Raw genomic sequence first — 16900 nt, forward strand, 5'->3', positions numbered from 1 at the left:
CTCCTTAAAATCCGCTATTTCTTAAAAAATCCAGTGTTAGTGTTTTTTCTTGCTTTGATTCATTTTTTTCTAAATACCGTTGTATATATTTGGAGACAATATCTGTTTCTAAGTTTACCTGGTCGCCAATTCTTTTGTTAAGCAGTGTGGTTTGGGTGCTGGTATGGGGGATGATCCCCACAGAGAACTGTTCTTTGTCAACAGAAATTACAGTTAGGCTAACGCCATCAATGGCAATAGAACCTTTTTGGATGATTTGGCTTAACAAATTTTCAGGTGCACCAATGAAAAGACGGATGGCATTTCCCTCCTGCTTTTTTCCTCGAATAGTGCCCGTTCCATCTATATGGCCACTCACCATATGACCGCCAAAACGCCCGTTTGCTGCCATTGCCCGCTCGAGGTGGACAGGGGAACCTTTTTGCAATTGACCTAGATTACTGAGTTTTAGGGTTTCGGGCATAACGTCTGCAGTAAAGGAATTTTGTGTTAGGTTGGTTACAGTAAGGCATACACCGTTAACTGCTATGCTATCGCCCAGTTTTGTTCCTTCTTGTATGGCATTAGCCTGAATGATCAGCTGACCTCCGCTTTTTTGAGAGGTTACTTTGTCTAAAAATCCGATTTCCTCTATCAATCCTGTAAACATGAAGCACCTCCTCTTTCTTCAATTTCATATTCCAACAGAATATCTTCATCAAGAATCTGATTTTTTAATAGTTTTAGAGAAAAGGCATCTCTCGGCTCAAGTATTCCTGCTCCCCCTACGGGTGTTTTTGCATTTTTACCACCGAAAATTTTAGGTGCTAAGTAAATGTAAAGTTTTTGGGCTAGGGATTCTTCCAAGAGACTAAAATGAATGGTTCCTCCGCCCTCAACCAAAACGCTGTCGATGCCATTTTCCCCTAAATTTTTTAGCAATTTGGGCAGGGATACTTGTCCGTTTTCATTTGGTAATTGCCAAAGGGTAAGACCGCAACTCTCCAAGGCTAGCTTTTTTTCTTTGCTGGCTTCAGCGTAAGCGATAATCGTCTGATATTCTATGGCAGTTTTACAAATTTGGCTTTCTATGGGAATGCGTAAGCGGCTATCACAAATAACACGTAAAGGCTGGTTTGCATTTTCTATTCTGCAGTTGAGCAAAGGGTCATCTTGCAAAACAGTTTCGATACCTACCAAAATTCCACTGTATTGGTGCCTTAGGGTATGAGCGTGTTTGCGAGAACTTTCGTTGCTAATCCAACGTGAGGCTCCTGTTGATGTTGCAATTTTGCCGTCGGCGGTCATAGCATATTTCAATGCCACATAAGGCATTTTTGTTGTTATGTAGTGAAAAAATATTGAATTCAAGGCATCACATTTTTCTTGCAAAAACTGCTCTGTCACACAAATTCCCTTGCTGCGTAAAATTTCAGCACTTTTCCCTCTTACAAGAGGGTTAGGATCCCATGATCCCATGACAACATGTTGAATACCTGATTGAATAATTGCATCTGTACAAGGCGGGGTACGACCTTGATGACAACATGGCTCTAAGGTGACGTAAAGGGTGGACCCCTGTGGATTTTCTGTACAGGCAGCAAGAGCCATCCTTTCCGCGTGAGGTTCGCCGGCTTTGTGATGATAACCTTGTCCGATTATTTTGTTGTTTTTAACAATGACTGCACCTACCAAAGGGTTTGGGTTGGTGTAACCCAAAGCTTTTTTTGCTAGGGTAATTGCCTGTTCCATATATTCTTTATTTAGCATAAGGGATACGTCCTTTCCTTCAGGGGAAAGGTTGGGATAGAACTCCCATTGAGTTGGATATAAGAAGAGGCCTCTAAAAATAGAGGGGGACATTGATTATTTTGCCTTCCAGAACAAGAGCCATGGTTTTCAGGCACACAAAAATAATCTTAAATTCCCAATAAAAAACCCTGTATGTGCTAAAAAGCTCATACAGGGCATATCAAACATTTTGAACAGCAAAAAAAGTTCTCCAAAATCCCTGTACATAGGATTATGGGTATACCAAAAAAGGTATAATAAACCATAGCTGTATTAGGTGGTCTAAGAAAATAAATCCTGTAACCGCCTTGATGTTTGCTCTTCTTCCATCCAGACTATACTGTCGGTTTTGGAATCTCACCAAATCCTGCGTATAAAACGCTCGCGGACTTTACCGCCGATCGGGAATTTCACCCTGCCCTGAAGAGATATTATGTATTTACGACACCATTATACACCCCTGCTTAAAAATTGCAAGAGGTATTTTCAAGAAAAAAAGTTGTCTAAATTATAAAGAAGATAGACAAAAAAAGAGCTATTTAATTTTGTTTATTAGCGTTTTTCATAGGGGATGGGTACCTTTTTTTGTATAAGATGGCAGTTGTAACTTTAAGAAAACTATTGTACAATTAAACAAACAATGTATACAGTATAATAATTAACGAGGGAGTATTTTGAGAGACTTAAGATTAAAGGCACGAGCAAAAATCAATTTAACTTTAGATGTAACAGGCAAACGTGAAGATGGTTACCATCTGATCAAAACCATTATGCAGACTGTAAGCCTCTATGACGGCATTTACATGAAGCGTATCCGCAAAAATGATATTATCATCAAATCCAACCTAACCTGGTTGCCTACAGATAATCGTAATTTGGCATATAGGGCGGCAGAGTTGATGAAATCAAAGTTTGGCATTACGGAAGGGATTTTTATTGAAATTGATAAACGAATTCCAGTGGCGGCAGGCTTAGCTGGGGGAAGTGCGGATTGTGCAGCTGTATTGGTGGGGATGAATCGTTTGTTTGAATTAGGGCTTTCCGTAAAAGAATTGGAAAGCTTAGCTTTTCTTTTGGGATCGGACATTCCCTATTGCGTTCAACGGGGAACTGTATTAGCGGAGGGAGTCGGAGAAGTTTTGACACCTGTGGAATGTCCATGTCCTATGTGTTACGTTGTTTTGGCAAAACTTCCTGTTAGTGTATCTACGGCAATGGTATACCGTGAACTAGACTGGCAGAGTGTGGAGAAACATCCTGATACAAAGGGGATGATTCTGGCAATGGCTGAAGGGGATGTCACAAAGATGGGGCAACTTTTGGGGAATGTTCTTGAGACTGTGACGATACCTATGCATCCAAAAATTGCGCAGCTAAAAGAGGAAATGCTTTGTCATGGTGCCCAGGGCGCTTTGATGAGCGGTAGTGGGCCCACTGTGTTTGGGTTATTTAAGGATGAAGAGAATGCAAAAGAGGCGGCCACAACAATTCGGAAAAAATTCGGTTTGAAGGAGGTTGTAGCCACTCAGATTTACCATGGTAACAGTGGTAAGAGAGGAGACGAAAAGGATGGAAGAAACAAAATTTAATATCAACAGCAACGAATACTTACCCCTAAGAGATGTTGTTTTTAACACACTAAGGGATGCAATTCTTACAGGTAAATTGGTACCAGGAGAGAGATTGATGGAGAATCAATTGGCAGACAAGCTGGGCGTGAGCAGAACCCCTGTAAGAGAGGCTTTGCGTATGCTAGAGTTGGAAAATTTGGTTGAGCTGGTTCCCAGAAAAGGCGCTCAGGTGCTTGATATGAGTGAAAAAGATATTATTAATATCTTAGAAGTAAGAGGTGCCTTAGAAAGTTTGGCAACAAGCATTGCTTGTAAAAAAATGAAAAAGGAAGAGTTGCAACAGTTGAAGAACGTTGAGGCCGAGTTTGAACGTGCCATTGATGAAAATGATGTGGAAAGAATCATTCAATTAGATGAGGATTTCCACGACCTGATTTTAGACTCTACGGAAAACGATAAACTGACTCAGATCTATCAGAATTTACGCATTCAGCTCTATCGTTATCGTATGGCACACCTAAAGCTGGACACGACCATTTCTGCCATTGTTGCCCATCATAGAGGCATTTTACGTGCGATTGAAAATCATGATGCGGATGAAGGTGCAACGGTTGCTTATGGGCACATTAAATACCATACAGAGTTTATTTTGCGTTCGATTCGCAATAAGTAATAAATTAAAAGCCGCAGAAATTTTTGCGGCTTTTTGTGTTTTCTATTATGATTTTTATTATTATCTCATATTATTTTGATTTAAAAAGGGGGGTGTTTCAAAGAAAAAATTACAGTTTACTTACACTTCTTCCTTTACTCCCTCTTTTGCTTGCAATCCGTTGTTGAATATTTTACAATAATGATAAATGAAGGCGAATGATGTAAGAGAAAGAAGGTGGCATGAAGGTGGCCGAAGGGAAGGATAATTTTCCCCGCAGGGAAGAGCGGGTGCCATATGGGGCAAAAAAGCAAAGAACATCAAAACATGACAATTCAGGTGGGAGTAAAAGGCCACAAAAGCCGAAGAAGCCGCAAAGTACAGACAAGCGTAAGCAAAAAAAACGCAAGTCATTGACCAGAAAGAACGTACTGTTGGGTGTGGGGGCAATCCTTATTTTCCTTGTTATCATCTTTTTTGTGCGAAAAAATGGCACAGAAGTTTTCGTGGGGTCTGAGAGTGTTGGTGTTTTGGAGGGCCGTGCAGTGAAGGCGGAAACCATCATAGACACCATTGAAACCCAGCTTGCAGGGTTGGTTGGCACAGAGGTAAAGCTAAACGAAGAAATAAAAACAGAGCGTATTCACATTGGTGGAGGCCGCAAAAAAGATATTTGCACAATGGAACACTTAATTCCTAAAATACGAAATTTAGTGACATATAAAGTAAATGCAGCCATAATTATGGTTGATGGGGGCAAGGGTGTAGTTCTGGCAAACGAGGAACAGGCCAACAATGTTTTGGAATCTGTCAAGAAACCTTATCTTCCTGCCGAGGGAATTGATGCTACCGTGGAATGGGTTGAAAATGTTACCGTTGCCACTGATTTTGTAGATTCTAATGAGGTTCTTTCCGAGAGCGATGCTGTTTCTGTTTTACAATCTACTTCAACCGTAACTGGGACATATACAGTACAATCCAATGATGCCCTATATAAAATTGCCCAAAGCTATGAATGTTCTGTTGAAGATTTGATAAAGCTAAACGAAGGCTTGACCATAGAGGCAGGAATCCGCGTGGGTCAGGTTTTAAATGTACCCATTAAGAAGCCCAAGGTTTCTGTCAAAACCGTCGAAACTCAGGTTTTAACGACGGTTGAACCCAAAACCTATGAGTATCAAAGCGACAATACAAAACCCAAGAGCTATCAAAAAGTAGTGCAACAAGGACGGGCAGGACAGAAAAAGAGCACCATACAAATTACAAGAATAAACGGATTTGTACAGGAAGAAAAGGAAATCTCAAAAGAGATAATTAACGAGCCTGTACCTGAAATCATTGTAAGAGGAACCTTATAATTATACTTTAAAAGGGCATACTTTCCAAATATGAAGGTATGCCTTTCAAAAAGAGAAGGAGGATTTCAATATGGGACTGAAGTTTACAGTACAAGGTGAGCCAATCCAAAAGAAAGATGTATTGGCCCTTTCCAAAGATGTTCGCCGTTGTCATGATGCCCTTCACAACAAGACGGGTAAAGGCAATGATTTTGTAGGTTGGGTGGACTTGCCAAAAGAGTACGATAAAGGTGAATTTGAAAGATTAAAAAAATCAGCGGCAAAGATTAGAAACGATAGTAGTGTATTAATTGTAATTGGCATTGGTGGCTCTTATTTGGGGACTAGAACAGCCTTGGATTTTATCAAAAGTCCATTTTATAATGAGCTGAAAAAAGATACACCGGATATTTACTTTGTTGGGAATAACATCAGTTCTGCCTATTTAAATGATATTCTGCAAATTTTGGGTGACAGAGATTTCTCCATTAACGTAATCTCAAAATCTGGGACTACAACAGAACCAGCCATTGCATTTCGAATTTTTAAACAGATTTTGGAGAAAAAGTATGGAAAAGACGAGGCAGCAAAACGTATTTACGCTACTACAGACCAGGCAAGAGGTGCACTAAAGGAAATGTGCAACAAAGAAGGATATGAAACCTTTGTTATTCGTGATGATATCGGTGGTAGATTTACAGTTTTAACCGCTGTTGGTTTGCTTGCAATGGCTGTGGCAGGTGTTGATATTGACCAAGTAATGGCTGGAGCGCAGGCTGCAATGGAAATTTACTCTAACCCAGAGGTTGAAACCAACGAATGCTATCAGTATGCCGTAATGCGTTATTTGTTTTACAAACAGGGCAAAACAATTGAAATTTTAGCAAACTATGAGCCCCATTTGACCTCGTTTGGCGAGTGGTATAAACAGCTTTATGCTGAAAGTGAAGGAAAGGATGGTAAGGGGGTATTTCCTGTTTCAGCAAATTTCTCTACAGACTTACATTCCATAGGGCAATTTATTCAAGATGGTGGAAGGTATTTTTTTGAAACAGTTCTGTGGAGTAAAGAACCCAAAACACCTGCAATCATCCCCTTTGACGATTTGGATGGAGATGGCTTGAACTTTTTGGTGGGTAAGGAAATGCAGTTTGTAAACAGCAAAGCCTTTGCTGGAACCATGTTAGCCCATATGGATGGTGGAGTGCCCAATATGGTGATCGAAATTGATCGTATGGATGCTTGGCATTTTGGTGCACTGGTATACTTTTTTGAGAAAGCCGTTGGGATCAGTGGATACCTGCTGGATGTGAATCCCTTTGATCAGCCAGGGGTAGAGGCATATAAGAAGAATATGTTTGCCCTTTTGGGAAAACCAGGGTTTGAGGAATTAAAGGCAGAATTAGAGGGAAGGCTTTCAAAATAAGTTTCACAAAGTGGTAAATTGGGAGTGAAAGAATGTTCATTTTTGTGCATTCCTTCACTCTTTTTTCATTCTATTGGATGAGGGAGGATGGGAAAGAATAAAAAATATGTAATTTTGTTCCTTGAGATAAGGCATTTTCGGTAATTTATCAAGAATCCAAAAGATTTTTTTAGAATAGCTGGAACTTTCTTCTTATTTTTTCGTCAGATTCTATGTATAGCATACCCTTCCTTGTTTTCCTAAAGTACATAACGTATAATGTAAGAGAAAATAAGGAGGGGATTATAATGCGAGTTACTGTTTTGATGGATAACCACACAGATATAGATGTGTATTATTTGGGTGAGCCAGCTGTATCTTATTGGATTGAGGCTGAAGGTAAGTCATTTCTGTTTGATGTCGGATATTCGAGTGCTTTTCTTAAAAATGCAAGGGATATGTTGATTGATGTGACACAAGCAGACGGGATTGTTTTTTCCCATGGGCACAACGATCATACAGGTGGCATCATACCCCTTATGGATGTGTGTAGGGATGTGAAACCACAAATGGTATGTCATCCTCATACGTTACTACCAAGAAGTTTGGATAGGCTTGACATTGGCAGTCCTATGGACAAAAAAATACTACGACAAAAATTTTCCCTTTTAGAAACAAAGGAGCCCTATTGGCTTACTGATAAGCTGGTTTTTCTTGGGGAGATACCAAGAGAAGTTGCTTTTGAAAAACCCTATCCCATTGGTTCTTTAGAAACAGAACAAGGAACAATACCAGATATGATTTTGGATGATACTGCCTTGGCATACTCCGGTGAAGATGGGATATATATTATTACGGGTTGTTCCCATGCTGGGATTTGTAATATTATTTCTTATGCCAAAAAAGTATTATGTAAAGACAAGATACTAGGTATTTTAGGTGGATTTCATCTTTTTGATCTGGATCAAAGAACACAACAAACCATTTCCTTCATAGCAAAGGAGAAGGTTCAAGGTTTATATCCTTGTCACTGCACTTCTTTTAGGGTAAGGGCGGCATTAAATAATCAGAGCCCTGTGGAAGAAGTGGGTGTTGGGTTGCGTTTAAACTGGGAATAGGGGGTGTTGCATTGATTACGAAAGAAGATTTACATTCATATGTCGAAATAGAAAGAAAAGAAATAATCAAACGTGGTGATGATTTTTTTCAATGTGCTGAATTAGGATTTTGTGAAGTTCAGACGTCAAAAAAAATTATAGATTTATTGGTTGATTGGGGTGTTCCCTACCAGAAGGATGTTGCATTAACAGGGATTATAGCCACAATTGGGCAAGAAAATGGTTATCATATTGCTGTGGTAGCAGATATGGATGCACTACCCAAAAAAGATGGAAGTGGAACGATTCATTCCTGCGGACATAGTATTCAGACCACTATTGCGTTAACGGTGTTGAAGGCTCTATTAGATTCTAATGTGCTGGCACAGACGGATTGCAAGGTTAGTTTTTTCTTTACACCCGCAGAAGAATTCATAGATTTTGAATATCGTGATGGCTTAATCGCCCAGGGGAAAGTGGAATTTAGATCCGGCAAGCAGAATATGATAGCTCTTGGATGTTTTGATGGCGTAGATTGTGTTCTATCTGCCCATGCCAATGGAGAGGTAGATACAAAATTTGATGTTGGATCTACTTTAGCAGGGTTTATGGCAAAGAAGGCTGTTTTTGTTGGCCGAGCTGCCCATTCAGGGGTTGCTCCCCATATTGGGCGAAACGCATTACATGGAGCAACTTTAGCCATGAGTGGGATATCTTTTTTAAAAGATCAATTTGCACCAGACAAAGGGTTACGGTTAAATCCGGTTTTGGCAGAATGCGGGGGAAGTGTAAATGTAATTCCCCAACAAACAGTGTTGGAAACCTATGTTAGGGCTAATGATAACGAAACATTACTAGAAGCTTGTGAAAAAGTGGACCTTTGTTTAACCCATTGTGCAAAGGCTTTAGAATTGGACTGTGTCATTACAAACACTGTGGGTTATTTGCCTTTAAGACAGTCAAACAAAATAAATAGTATTGTAAAAGAAAATATGTTGCAGTTTTGTAGTCCTGAAGAGATCATGGAAAACCCCGTTTCTGGTGCTTCTGGTGATGTGGGTGATTTGAGTTTTTTGATTCCAACGGTACAATTTGGATTTTCGGGGATTTCGGGACGATTTCATGATGATAGCTTTCAAATTTCAGATTTAGAAAACTGCTATATTAACGCTGCAAAAGTGATGTTGGGTATAGTTTATGATATGGTAAAAGAAAAAAACAACAGAGTACTTACATCAAACTATAAGGAGAAAAAGGAAGAATATTTAAGCTTTATAAGAAAAAATAGCTGAAATCGAAGAAAATTTTTACAACCTTAAAACTTTTGAAAAGATTTTTGTGTCTAACTATGTTATAGTAGTTTTGAGAAGCAATGTATTTCTATTTATAGTTAGCTTTGGTACTAATAGGATAAAAGAAATAAGTTGAATGGGGGCATTTACTTATGAAAAGATTTTTAGCAGTCGCATTGGCTGCATCATTAGCATTTGGCAGTATGGGAGTAACTGCTTTTGGTTCTGCGTTTGCTGATATTAATTCAGTACCTTGGCCAGGGGCGGCAAAGTTTGTTGATGAGGCCCAATCATTGGGTTTAATGAATGGATATACCGAGGGCGGAAAGAAATATTGTAAGCCTAGAAATAATGTGACATTGTGTGAATCCATACAGATGATTTATTCCATTATGAAAGTACATACAAAGAAGGATGTATCGTCTACGGACGTTACAAAATGGACACCAGTCATGAGTGCCTATAATATTCCTACATGGGCATATAATGCTACCGCATATGCTTTGGAAAATCAAATTATTTCTAATAATGATTTGACGAAGCTAAGAAATGGCACGCAAAATGCAACGAGGGAAGAAGTCGGTGTAATGTTTGGTAAGGCATTGGCTTCTGTGTATACTTTAAATACCAGCGCAACCCTGTCTTATAAAGATAAAGACAAAATTGCTAGCAGTTCTGTACCGTATTTGGCACTATTGAATAGCAAGAACATTATGGTTGGGGATACGGAGAATAAGTTCAATCCAAATTCAAAAATCAACCGTGCTGAAATGGCTGTATTGTCCGTAAAGACATATAATAATGTGATGAATTCTGGCACAACAACGCCCACAACTCCCACATCGGGCACTGTAACAGGTACTGTTGTGAATAGTATGATTTTAAGTAATGGGGATATCTTCTTAAGTGTAACACCCAACAATGGTTCGGGGTTAAATTTGTTTGGCAAGAAGGGTTCTGTTAAGGTAACTTACGAAAGTGAAACTGTTGATTTGAAGGATATTGGTACAGGAGATACTGTTACAATCACTTATAATAATGAGGACTTGAAAACGGTAGTTATCAATAAATCTGTAAAGGGAATTAACACGAAAAAAACGTTCCCTTTAAAAGACTTATCTAGTAGCAGAATTACAGTGAAGGATGGAAGTAAGGAAACAGAATATCGCCTGGCTAAGGATGTAACCGTTACAATTGGAGATAAAAAATCTAGTCTTTCTACTTTGGAAGATGAAATGGATGATTATGAGTTTAGTGTAACCCTAAGCTTTGATGGATCAAATTATGTTACCAGGATTGACGCAATGCGTAGCACCAATAATCCTCTTTCAGGAAAGCTTACCTACATGAGTAATTCAAAGGTATCTATTGAAGTAGGCAGTAAGGAATACGACTATCCTCTTTCTGATGGGGATGTTTCGGTAAAATTCGATGGTAAAACTGTGGTATTCTCCACGTTATTAAGTGAGTATAAAGATAACAATTATACCGTAACGCTGAAACTGGACAGTAAAGGCTATGTAACAAATATCAATATTGATTTTATGGAAGATGAAACCCATGGCACTTTAGAGTTTATCAATAGCTATCGTCTTGAATTAAAAGCTGGCGGAAAAACTTACAAGTACTATCTTGATAAGCAGGTAGATGTTGAGATCGATGGCAAGAGCAGCTCTTTATCAACGTTGATGGATAGGTATGAAAGCAATCCATACAACATTTCTTTAACAGTTGATCGATACGACGCTGTGACTGAAATTTCTGCAAAAACAAGAAATGCTTCCTTGTCAAAGGGGACTTTGAAGGAAATTACGTCATCTAAAATCAAATTAACTGTGGATGGAAAGAGCTATGAATATGATTTAAATAGTCCATCCATTAAGATTGACGGAAAAAGTGTTTCTTTGACAACCTTTAGAAGTAACTACAAAGACTATACCTATGAGGTGGAATTGAAGTTCAACAGCAAAGGTGAAGTTTCTGAGATTATAGGTAAGAACACTAAGGCAACAAAAGGCGAACTGAGAAATATTGAGCCCAAAAAAGAAGAAATCACAATTCGTGTCAATGGCGTTGATTATACCTATGATATTGATAGCGATGTAAGGGTAACTTTGGATGGAAGCAGCTCTACAGTTTCCAAGTTGGATAGTGCATTTGAATCTGCATATGGTAACGATGAAAAAATTCAAATTACATTAACATTAAACAGTAAAAACGATGTAACCAAAATAGTTGCTGAGTATGATGATACAGCCAATGCCAAAGATACGGTGAAGGGTACATTGCGTAGCGTGGATGCTTGGGAGATTTCTGTCAGAGCTGGCTCTAGCACAAAAACATACCATTTTGCCTCGGGTAATATTACTATTACCTTAGACGGAAAAAGCAGTAGTGAATCCAAATTAGAGTCTGCGTTAGATGATTTGGATAGTGATGAAGTGATTTCAGTAACTCTTTATCTAAACTCTAAAGACCAAGTTACGAAGGTGGTAGCTAAAATCGTCGACGAAGATGATGTACAAGACAAACCTAAAAAAGGTGCGCTGAAAAAGGTATATACATCCAGCGACAAATTGGTTATAAAGGATAGTTCCGGTGATGAATATACTTGGGAAGTAGACCCAGATGTAAGGGTATATTACGATTTAGGAAGAAGTTATGATGAGGATGATTATAGAAACACGTTGAGGGGTCTGGATGACTTTTTAGATGATTGTGATGAAAATCGTGATGATTGCAAGGTAGAACTAACAGTCAATAGCAAGAACAAAGTAACAAGAATTGATGCTGAGGATGATTGATACCCTCAAATAAGGAAACTGTTAGAATGTAGCAATAATATATAAAAAGGGGACTGTAATCCACGAATTACAGCCCCCTTTTTATATTGTAAAATAAAATCCATTAAACTTCTTTTATCAGGGAGCCTGGTTTTATGAAGTTTAATGTCGATAAAAAACATACGATACCTCCAGCATATGACAAAAAAAGTAGTCATATTTTCTTACAATAGAGAATATGGAGGGAAGAGTCATGGAAAAAACAGAAATCATAATAGAGCAACTAACACAAGGTCCTGTTGTTAAAGAAGAAATACCTTTTGAGACCGAAAAAATACCAATATTGATTCATGGAAAAGAAATATTGAAGTTTGCACTATTATGTGCCATGGGTATCTTTTGGGGCAAGGCAGAAATGTTACATATTTTACGTCCTATGGGTATTGCGTATATTTCTTTGTTTTTTGGTGAGGGAGTCTTATTCTGGGGCGCTCTAGTTTCGGTGGGGATTGGATGCTTGGTAGATATGCCCCTAAAGGCAGGAGCTGTACTGGCTGCTGCGTGTGCAATTCAATTAACCCTTGGTAGGTTTGTGGATCGGGAGGAAATGCTTAAAAAAGCACTTTTGGGTGCATTTGCTATGGGGCTGTCAGGTGTGTTTTATGCAATTAGCAAAGGAGGATTAACATTTTACTTTGCTGTGGCTGCTGTGGAAAGTGTACTTGTGGTTGGGCTTTCATTGCTAGCGCAGAGAGGGATGATTTTTCTTTGGGATAAAAGACGAATACCAGTTCCAAGTCGAGAAGAAACTTTAGGGTTAGTGTTTCTTTTAGGTGGAGCAATGGCAGGGCTCTCCGCTGTGGAGATGCCATACTTACAGCAAGGTCTATTGCCTTGTCTCTTGGCATATTTTTTGGCTGCTTGTGCATGGCGAGATGGTATGGGCGGCGGTGCGGCGGCAGGGCTGTTGTTTGGGCTTCTCCTTTATTTGTGTGGAGGGGTGGACTTATTGTTCTTCACTGTTTTAGGGGTTAGTGGGTTAATGGCAGGCTGCCTGAAAGATATGGGACGGTTTACACTGGTACTAGTTTTAATTATAACACCGCTATTATTTTTATTTTATACAGATGCTTCACTGGTAGCACCATTATGGGCTGGCGGATGGGCCTTAGGAGCGTGTGCATTTTTGATTACACCTAAAAAATGCCTGGTGTGGATGACAGGGAGTTTTTGGGAGCAAGAAGGAAGCAAAGACAAATACATTAGAAAAAAAGAGCTGTTAGAAGAACGATTGCTGGGTTTTTCCCAGGCATTTACTGCATTGGCTAAAACTTTTGTTCATCAGGAGGATGGACAGGAGAAAAAGGATGTTTCAAAGTTAGTGGATAAAATTGCAGAAAGGGCGTGCCAAGGCTGTGGTATGGCTCACTATTGTTGGAATGAGGAACTATATCGTACTTATAGTATGACTTTCTCTGCATTGTCTTACTGCGAGGGAAAAGGAAAGGTAACGATGAATCAGATGCCCGAGTCTTTTCGGCAAATGTGTGCCAGGGGTGATTCTTTTGTGGATACAGTTAATCAAGTTTATGATGGGTACCGTAGGGACCGAATCTGGGTGGGTCGTTTAGCGGAGTGCAGAGAGTTGGTAAGTCAACAAATGACTGCTGTAAGTGACATTCTAGCTGGACTTTCTGGTCAGCTTGAGGTGGGGTATATCTTCTTGGAGCAGGCAGGTCAGTTGATAAAAGATGAATGTGCAAAGGAAGGAATTCGTTTGAGGGATGTACGGGTTTTGGAGGAAAAAAATCGATATGGTCGTCAAGTCCAGATTTCTATTAGGGGTTGCGGATGTCGAGGGGTATGTAAGAGTAAACTGCTGCCGCTAATAAAGCGTACCATGGATCGCCCGATGGTTTTAAAAGAGCCAAACATATGTCACTGCCAAAAGGATGGCGTATGTACTCTCTGCTTTATGGAGGTGCCAAGTTTTCATTTGACTGCTGCAACTGCGTTTTCATCAGCCCAGGAGAACCAGCCTGTGGGAGATACTACGGCATTTTTGGAAACAGAAAAAGGAATGGCACTCATGGCAGTATCCGATGGTATGGGACAGGGTAGTGGTGCCGCCGAAGAAAGTCGAACAGCCATTGAGCTTTTGGAGCAGTTTACTGAGGCGGGATTTGAGAGAGATCTGGCAGTCAAAATGATCAATTCAGCTTTGCTTTTACGAAAAGGCGAAGAAACATATGCAACCCTTGATATATGTGCCGTTGATTTGTTTGATGGTAGAGCTGAATTTATAAAGCTGGGAGCAGTATCTTCTTATATAAGTCGTGGTGGTCGAGTTTTAACGGTGACTTCACATACTCTGCCGGCAGGAATACTACAGCAGGTTCAGATTGTTAAAAATGAGATGCTGTTAAAGGATGGAGATATGATATTTTTACTGACAGATGGAATCACAGAGGTGCTAGGTGGAGAAAACCTAACAGCTGGCTGGCTAAGAGATAAATTAGAAAAATTCCCTTTATCAAACCCCCAAGATGCAGCGGAGTATATATTAAAAGAGGCACAGAAAGAATTGAAGAATGGTCAAAAAGATGATATGACAGTTTTGGTAGGTCGTTTTTGGAAGAAACGAAAAGGCGCGTGAAAAATGAATGGAACCTTGAAATTATGGGAAATCTAATGAGGCAAAACTTTTCCTTGATAGAGTAGGTATTTGTGATTGATTTTGGTGGGTTAGCGGAACCTCTCCTGATTTCCGAAGGGAAATAACAGGAGAGGTTTTCGTTTTTTTAATACTAAAATAGGGATGTAATGGAAATTGTTAAGAGGGGATATTGCCTTTCTATTGCCTTTCTATTGCTTTTCATGTAAAGTGGATACATATTTTGAAACGTTTAGAGTTTAGAAGAAAGAAATAGAAACGAAAAAGCGGATAATAATTTGTTTCGAGTTAAATTATAAGATTCAATTTGTTAAGTAGAGTTTGGGAGCGTTAGGAATGAAAAAAAAAGTCTGGCAGACCATAGAAAAATTTCAAATGTGTCCTTATGGATCAAAAATTGTTGTTGGGGTATCTGGTGGGGCCGATTCCATTGCTTTACTCCATATTTTAAAAGGCTTTGCACAAGAGCAAAACTGGGGTTTAACCGCAGTGCACGTCCATCATGGTTTGCGGGCAGATGAGGCCGACGGGGATCGAGAGTTTGTTGAAAAAGTTTGCAGGCAATGGGAGATTCCATGCAAGGTTTTTTATTTTGATGTGGCAAAGGAAGCAGAGAAAAGGAGTATGGGAACGGAAGAAGCAGGCCGCCTTTTAAGATATGAAAGTTTCGAAAAGGAGAGAGATGGAGGTTTTATTGCCGTGGCTCATAATCAAAATGACCAGGGAGAAACTGTTTTGATGCGCCTTTGTCGTGGGGCAGGGGGAGCAGGGTTGATAGGTATTCGTCCTGTTCGGGACAATATTGTGCGACCGTTGTTATATTGTACAAGAAGAGAAATCGAAAAATATTGTGAAGACAATCAACTATCCTATCGTCAGGATAGTACAAATTTTGAAAATAATTATACAAGAAATCGGATTAGAAATCAAATTCTTCCGTTGCTAGAGGAGATATATCCCAAGACTACGGAACATATTGCGCAAACTGCAGAAATTTTGGGTGAAGAACAGGAGTATCTACAAATACAAGCCCAAGAATTATTTTTAAGGTCTGCAAAAAAAATGGGAAAAGGTGAAGTCACTTTGAACATAGAAGTTTTGCAATCGTCCCATAGGGTGTTACGCAAACGAGTATTTGCATTAGCCTTGGATAAATTAGGTGCTAAAAAAGATTTTGGTGCTACACACTTTGAAATATTAGAGGGGCTATTAAGTCAGGAAAGTGGAAAGAGTGTAAACCTACCAAACAAAGTAATCGCAAAAAAAAGCTATGACATCCTTCAAATGAAAAACGCTCACCATGGAAGCAAAGAATTTTGCTATCCTTTGCACCTTGGAGAAGAAATATTTGTGCCAGAGGCTAATATTTATGTGGATTTAAAAGTTTGTACGGAAAAAAAAGCGGAAAATGATATTGATGGCTGTACGAAAGTATTTGATTATGATAAAATAGGCTGTGCGCTATTTTGTCGAACAAGACAAAAAGGGGATAGCCTAGCTATTCGAAATGGACGTAAAAAGCTGAAAGATTTTATGATAGATGAAAAAATCCCCAGGGAAGAGAGAGATAGCCTGCCGCTTATTGCACTTGACAGCGACATTCTTTGGGTAGTGGGTAAGCGGATTTCGGTAGCATATCAGCCAGATGAGGCAACAAAACGTTATTTGACAGTACAGATACGGAGGTTCATTTAAGAATGAAAGAAAGAGTAGAAGTAATGATCAGTGCTGATGCAATCAGCAAGAGATTAGAGGAAATGGCAGAACAGATTTATGAAGATTTTGCTGGCCAACAGGTGGAACTAGTCTGTGTACTAAAGGGTGCAGTTATGACTTTGACGGAGCTTTCCAAAAAATTGAAAATGCCCGTTACAATGAGCTTTATGGATGTTTCCAGTTATGGAAATGGCACTGAAAGCACAGGGAAAATTAAAATTTTGCGAGACTTGGATGAGGATATCACAGGCAAAAATGTGGTCTTGATAGAAGATATTATCGATAGTGGGAGAACCTTGAGCCATTTGAGGGACCTTCTGTTAAAGAGAGAGCCTAAGACATTTAAAATCTGTACATTGTTGGATAAACCAGATAGACGTGTGGCTGAAGTGCCTGTGGACTATGTGGGCTTTACGATTCCTGATGCATTTGTGGTAGGCTTTGGGTTAGATTATGCACAAAGATACCGTAACTTAAATTATGTAGGCGTATTGCATTTTGACGAAGACTAATTTGATTCAATTGAAGAGGAGTTTCTTGCTGAAATTTCCTCTTCTTTTTTTGTAGGAAAAAGCAGTGTTTTTGATTAAACTTTTATTAACC

12 protein-coding genes and 1 riboswitch are annotated in these 16900 nt (G+C 39.3%); of the genes, 10 read left to right on the forward strand and 2 right to left on the reverse strand.

Annotated features, from left to right (window positions below; genetic code table 11):
* Positions 1-4: 4 nt before the first annotated feature.
* Both ABVZ64_RS05095 and ribD read right to left on the reverse strand, forming a co-directional pair.
* Positions 5-649, reverse strand: a complete 645-nt coding sequence (locus ABVZ64_RS05095) for a riboflavin synthase (protein ID WP_352399975.1) — start codon at positions 647-649, stop codon at positions 5-7.
* Positions 634-1749 (reverse strand): bifunctional diaminohydroxyphosphoribosylaminopyrimidine deaminase/5-amino-6-(5-phosphoribosylamino)uracil reductase RibD, encoded by a 1116-nt coding sequence (gene ribD / locus ABVZ64_RS05100; RefSeq protein ID WP_352399976.1) that lies wholly within the window; start codon positions 1747-1749, stop codon positions 634-636. The genes ABVZ64_RS05095 and ribD overlap by 16 nt, the downstream gene beginning before the upstream one ends.
* 335 nt (positions 1750-2084) lie before the next feature.
* A riboswitch (FMN riboswitch) is annotated at positions 2085-2202 on the reverse strand.
* Positions 2203-2444: 242 nt separating this feature from the next.
* Here ribD and ispE point away from each other — a divergent pair.
* From ispE to hpt, 10 genes are all read left to right on the forward strand, one after another.
* Entirely contained in the window at positions 2445-3359 is a 915-nt protein-coding gene (gene ispE / locus ABVZ64_RS05105) for a 4-(cytidine 5'-diphospho)-2-C-methyl-D-erythritol kinase (RefSeq protein WP_352399977.1), read from the forward strand.
* Positions 3340-4014 carry a GntR family transcriptional regulator gene (locus ABVZ64_RS05110; protein ID WP_352399978.1) on the forward strand — a complete coding sequence of 225 codons (675 nt, stop codon included), beginning with the start codon at positions 3340-3342 and terminating at the stop codon, positions 4012-4014. Before ispE ends, ABVZ64_RS05110 begins: the two co-directional genes overlap by 20 nt.
* Positions 4015-4241: 227 nt before the next feature.
* On the forward strand, positions 4242-5351 hold the full coding sequence (locus ABVZ64_RS05115; protein ID WP_352399979.1) for a G5 domain-containing protein: 1110 nt from the start codon (positions 4242-4244) through the stop codon (positions 5349-5351).
* A 70-nt stretch (positions 5352-5421) separates the two neighbouring features.
* Positions 5422-6756, forward strand: coding sequence for a glucose-6-phosphate isomerase (locus tag ABVZ64_RS05120; RefSeq protein WP_352399980.1), 1335 nt, complete (start codon positions 5422-5424; stop codon positions 6754-6756).
* Between the two features lie 287 nt (positions 6757-7043).
* Positions 7044-7853, forward strand: a complete 810-nt coding sequence (locus ABVZ64_RS05125; protein WP_352399981.1) for an MBL fold metallo-hydrolase — start codon at positions 7044-7046, stop codon at positions 7851-7853.
* 11 nt (positions 7854-7864) lie between these two features.
* A complete protein-coding gene (locus tag ABVZ64_RS05130) occupies positions 7865-9124 on the forward strand; it encodes an amidohydrolase (protein WP_352399982.1) in 1260 nt (419 codons plus the stop codon).
* Between the two features lie 152 nt (positions 9125-9276).
* Positions 9277-11928, forward strand: coding sequence for an S-layer homology domain-containing protein (locus ABVZ64_RS05135; RefSeq protein WP_352399983.1), 2652 nt, complete (start codon positions 9277-9279; stop codon positions 11926-11928).
* A gap of 232 nt (positions 11929-12160) precedes the next feature.
* On the forward strand, positions 12161-14563 hold the full coding sequence (spoIIE, locus tag ABVZ64_RS05140) for a stage II sporulation protein E (RefSeq protein WP_352399984.1): 2403 nt from the start codon (positions 12161-12163) through the stop codon (positions 14561-14563).
* A 354-nt stretch (positions 14564-14917) separates the two neighbouring features.
* Positions 14918-16276, forward strand: a complete 1359-nt coding sequence (gene tilS / locus ABVZ64_RS05145; RefSeq protein WP_352399985.1) for a tRNA lysidine(34) synthetase TilS — start codon at positions 14918-14920, stop codon at positions 16274-16276.
* Between the two features lie 2 nt (positions 16277-16278).
* Positions 16279-16809, forward strand: coding sequence for a hypoxanthine phosphoribosyltransferase (gene hpt, locus ABVZ64_RS05150; protein WP_352399986.1), 531 nt, complete (start codon positions 16279-16281; stop codon positions 16807-16809).
* Positions 16810-16900 lie beyond the last annotated feature (91 nt).

This window comes from Anaerotignum sp. (assembly GCF_040307045.1).
Taxonomy (GTDB): domain Bacteria; phylum Bacillota; class Clostridia; order Lachnospirales; family Anaerotignaceae; genus Chakrabartyella.

What these genes read in the sequence shown, in the direction of transcription:
- tilS (WP_352399985.1), top strand. Translation starts at nt 14,918, where the DNA reads ATGAAAAAAAAAGTCTGGCAGACCATAGAAAAATTTCAAATGTGTCCT.
- hpt (WP_352399986.1), top strand. Translation starts at nt 16,279, where the DNA reads ATGAAAGAAAGAGTAGAAGTAATGATCAGTGCTGATGCAATCAGCAAG.
- ribD (WP_352399976.1), bottom strand. Translation starts at nt 1,749, where the DNA reads ATGCTAAATAAAGAATATATGGAACAGGCAATTACCCTAGCAAAAAAA.
- spoIIE (WP_352399984.1), top strand. Translation starts at nt 12,161, where the DNA reads ATGGAAAAAACAGAAATCATAATAGAGCAACTAACACAAGGTCCTGTT.
- ABVZ64_RS05120 (WP_352399980.1), top strand. Translation starts at nt 5,422, where the DNA reads ATGGGACTGAAGTTTACAGTACAAGGTGAGCCAATCCAAAAGAAAGAT.
- ABVZ64_RS05125 (WP_352399981.1), top strand. Translation starts at nt 7,044, where the DNA reads ATGCGAGTTACTGTTTTGATGGATAACCACACAGATATAGATGTGTAT.
- ABVZ64_RS05110 (WP_352399978.1), top strand. Translation starts at nt 3,340, where the DNA reads ATGGAAGAAACAAAATTTAATATCAACAGCAACGAATACTTACCCCTA.
- ABVZ64_RS05135 (WP_352399983.1), top strand. Translation starts at nt 9,277, where the DNA reads ATGAAAAGATTTTTAGCAGTCGCATTGGCTGCATCATTAGCATTTGGC.
- ABVZ64_RS05095 (WP_352399975.1), bottom strand. Translation starts at nt 649, where the DNA reads ATGTTTACAGGATTGATAGAGGAAATCGGATTTTTAGACAAAGTAACC.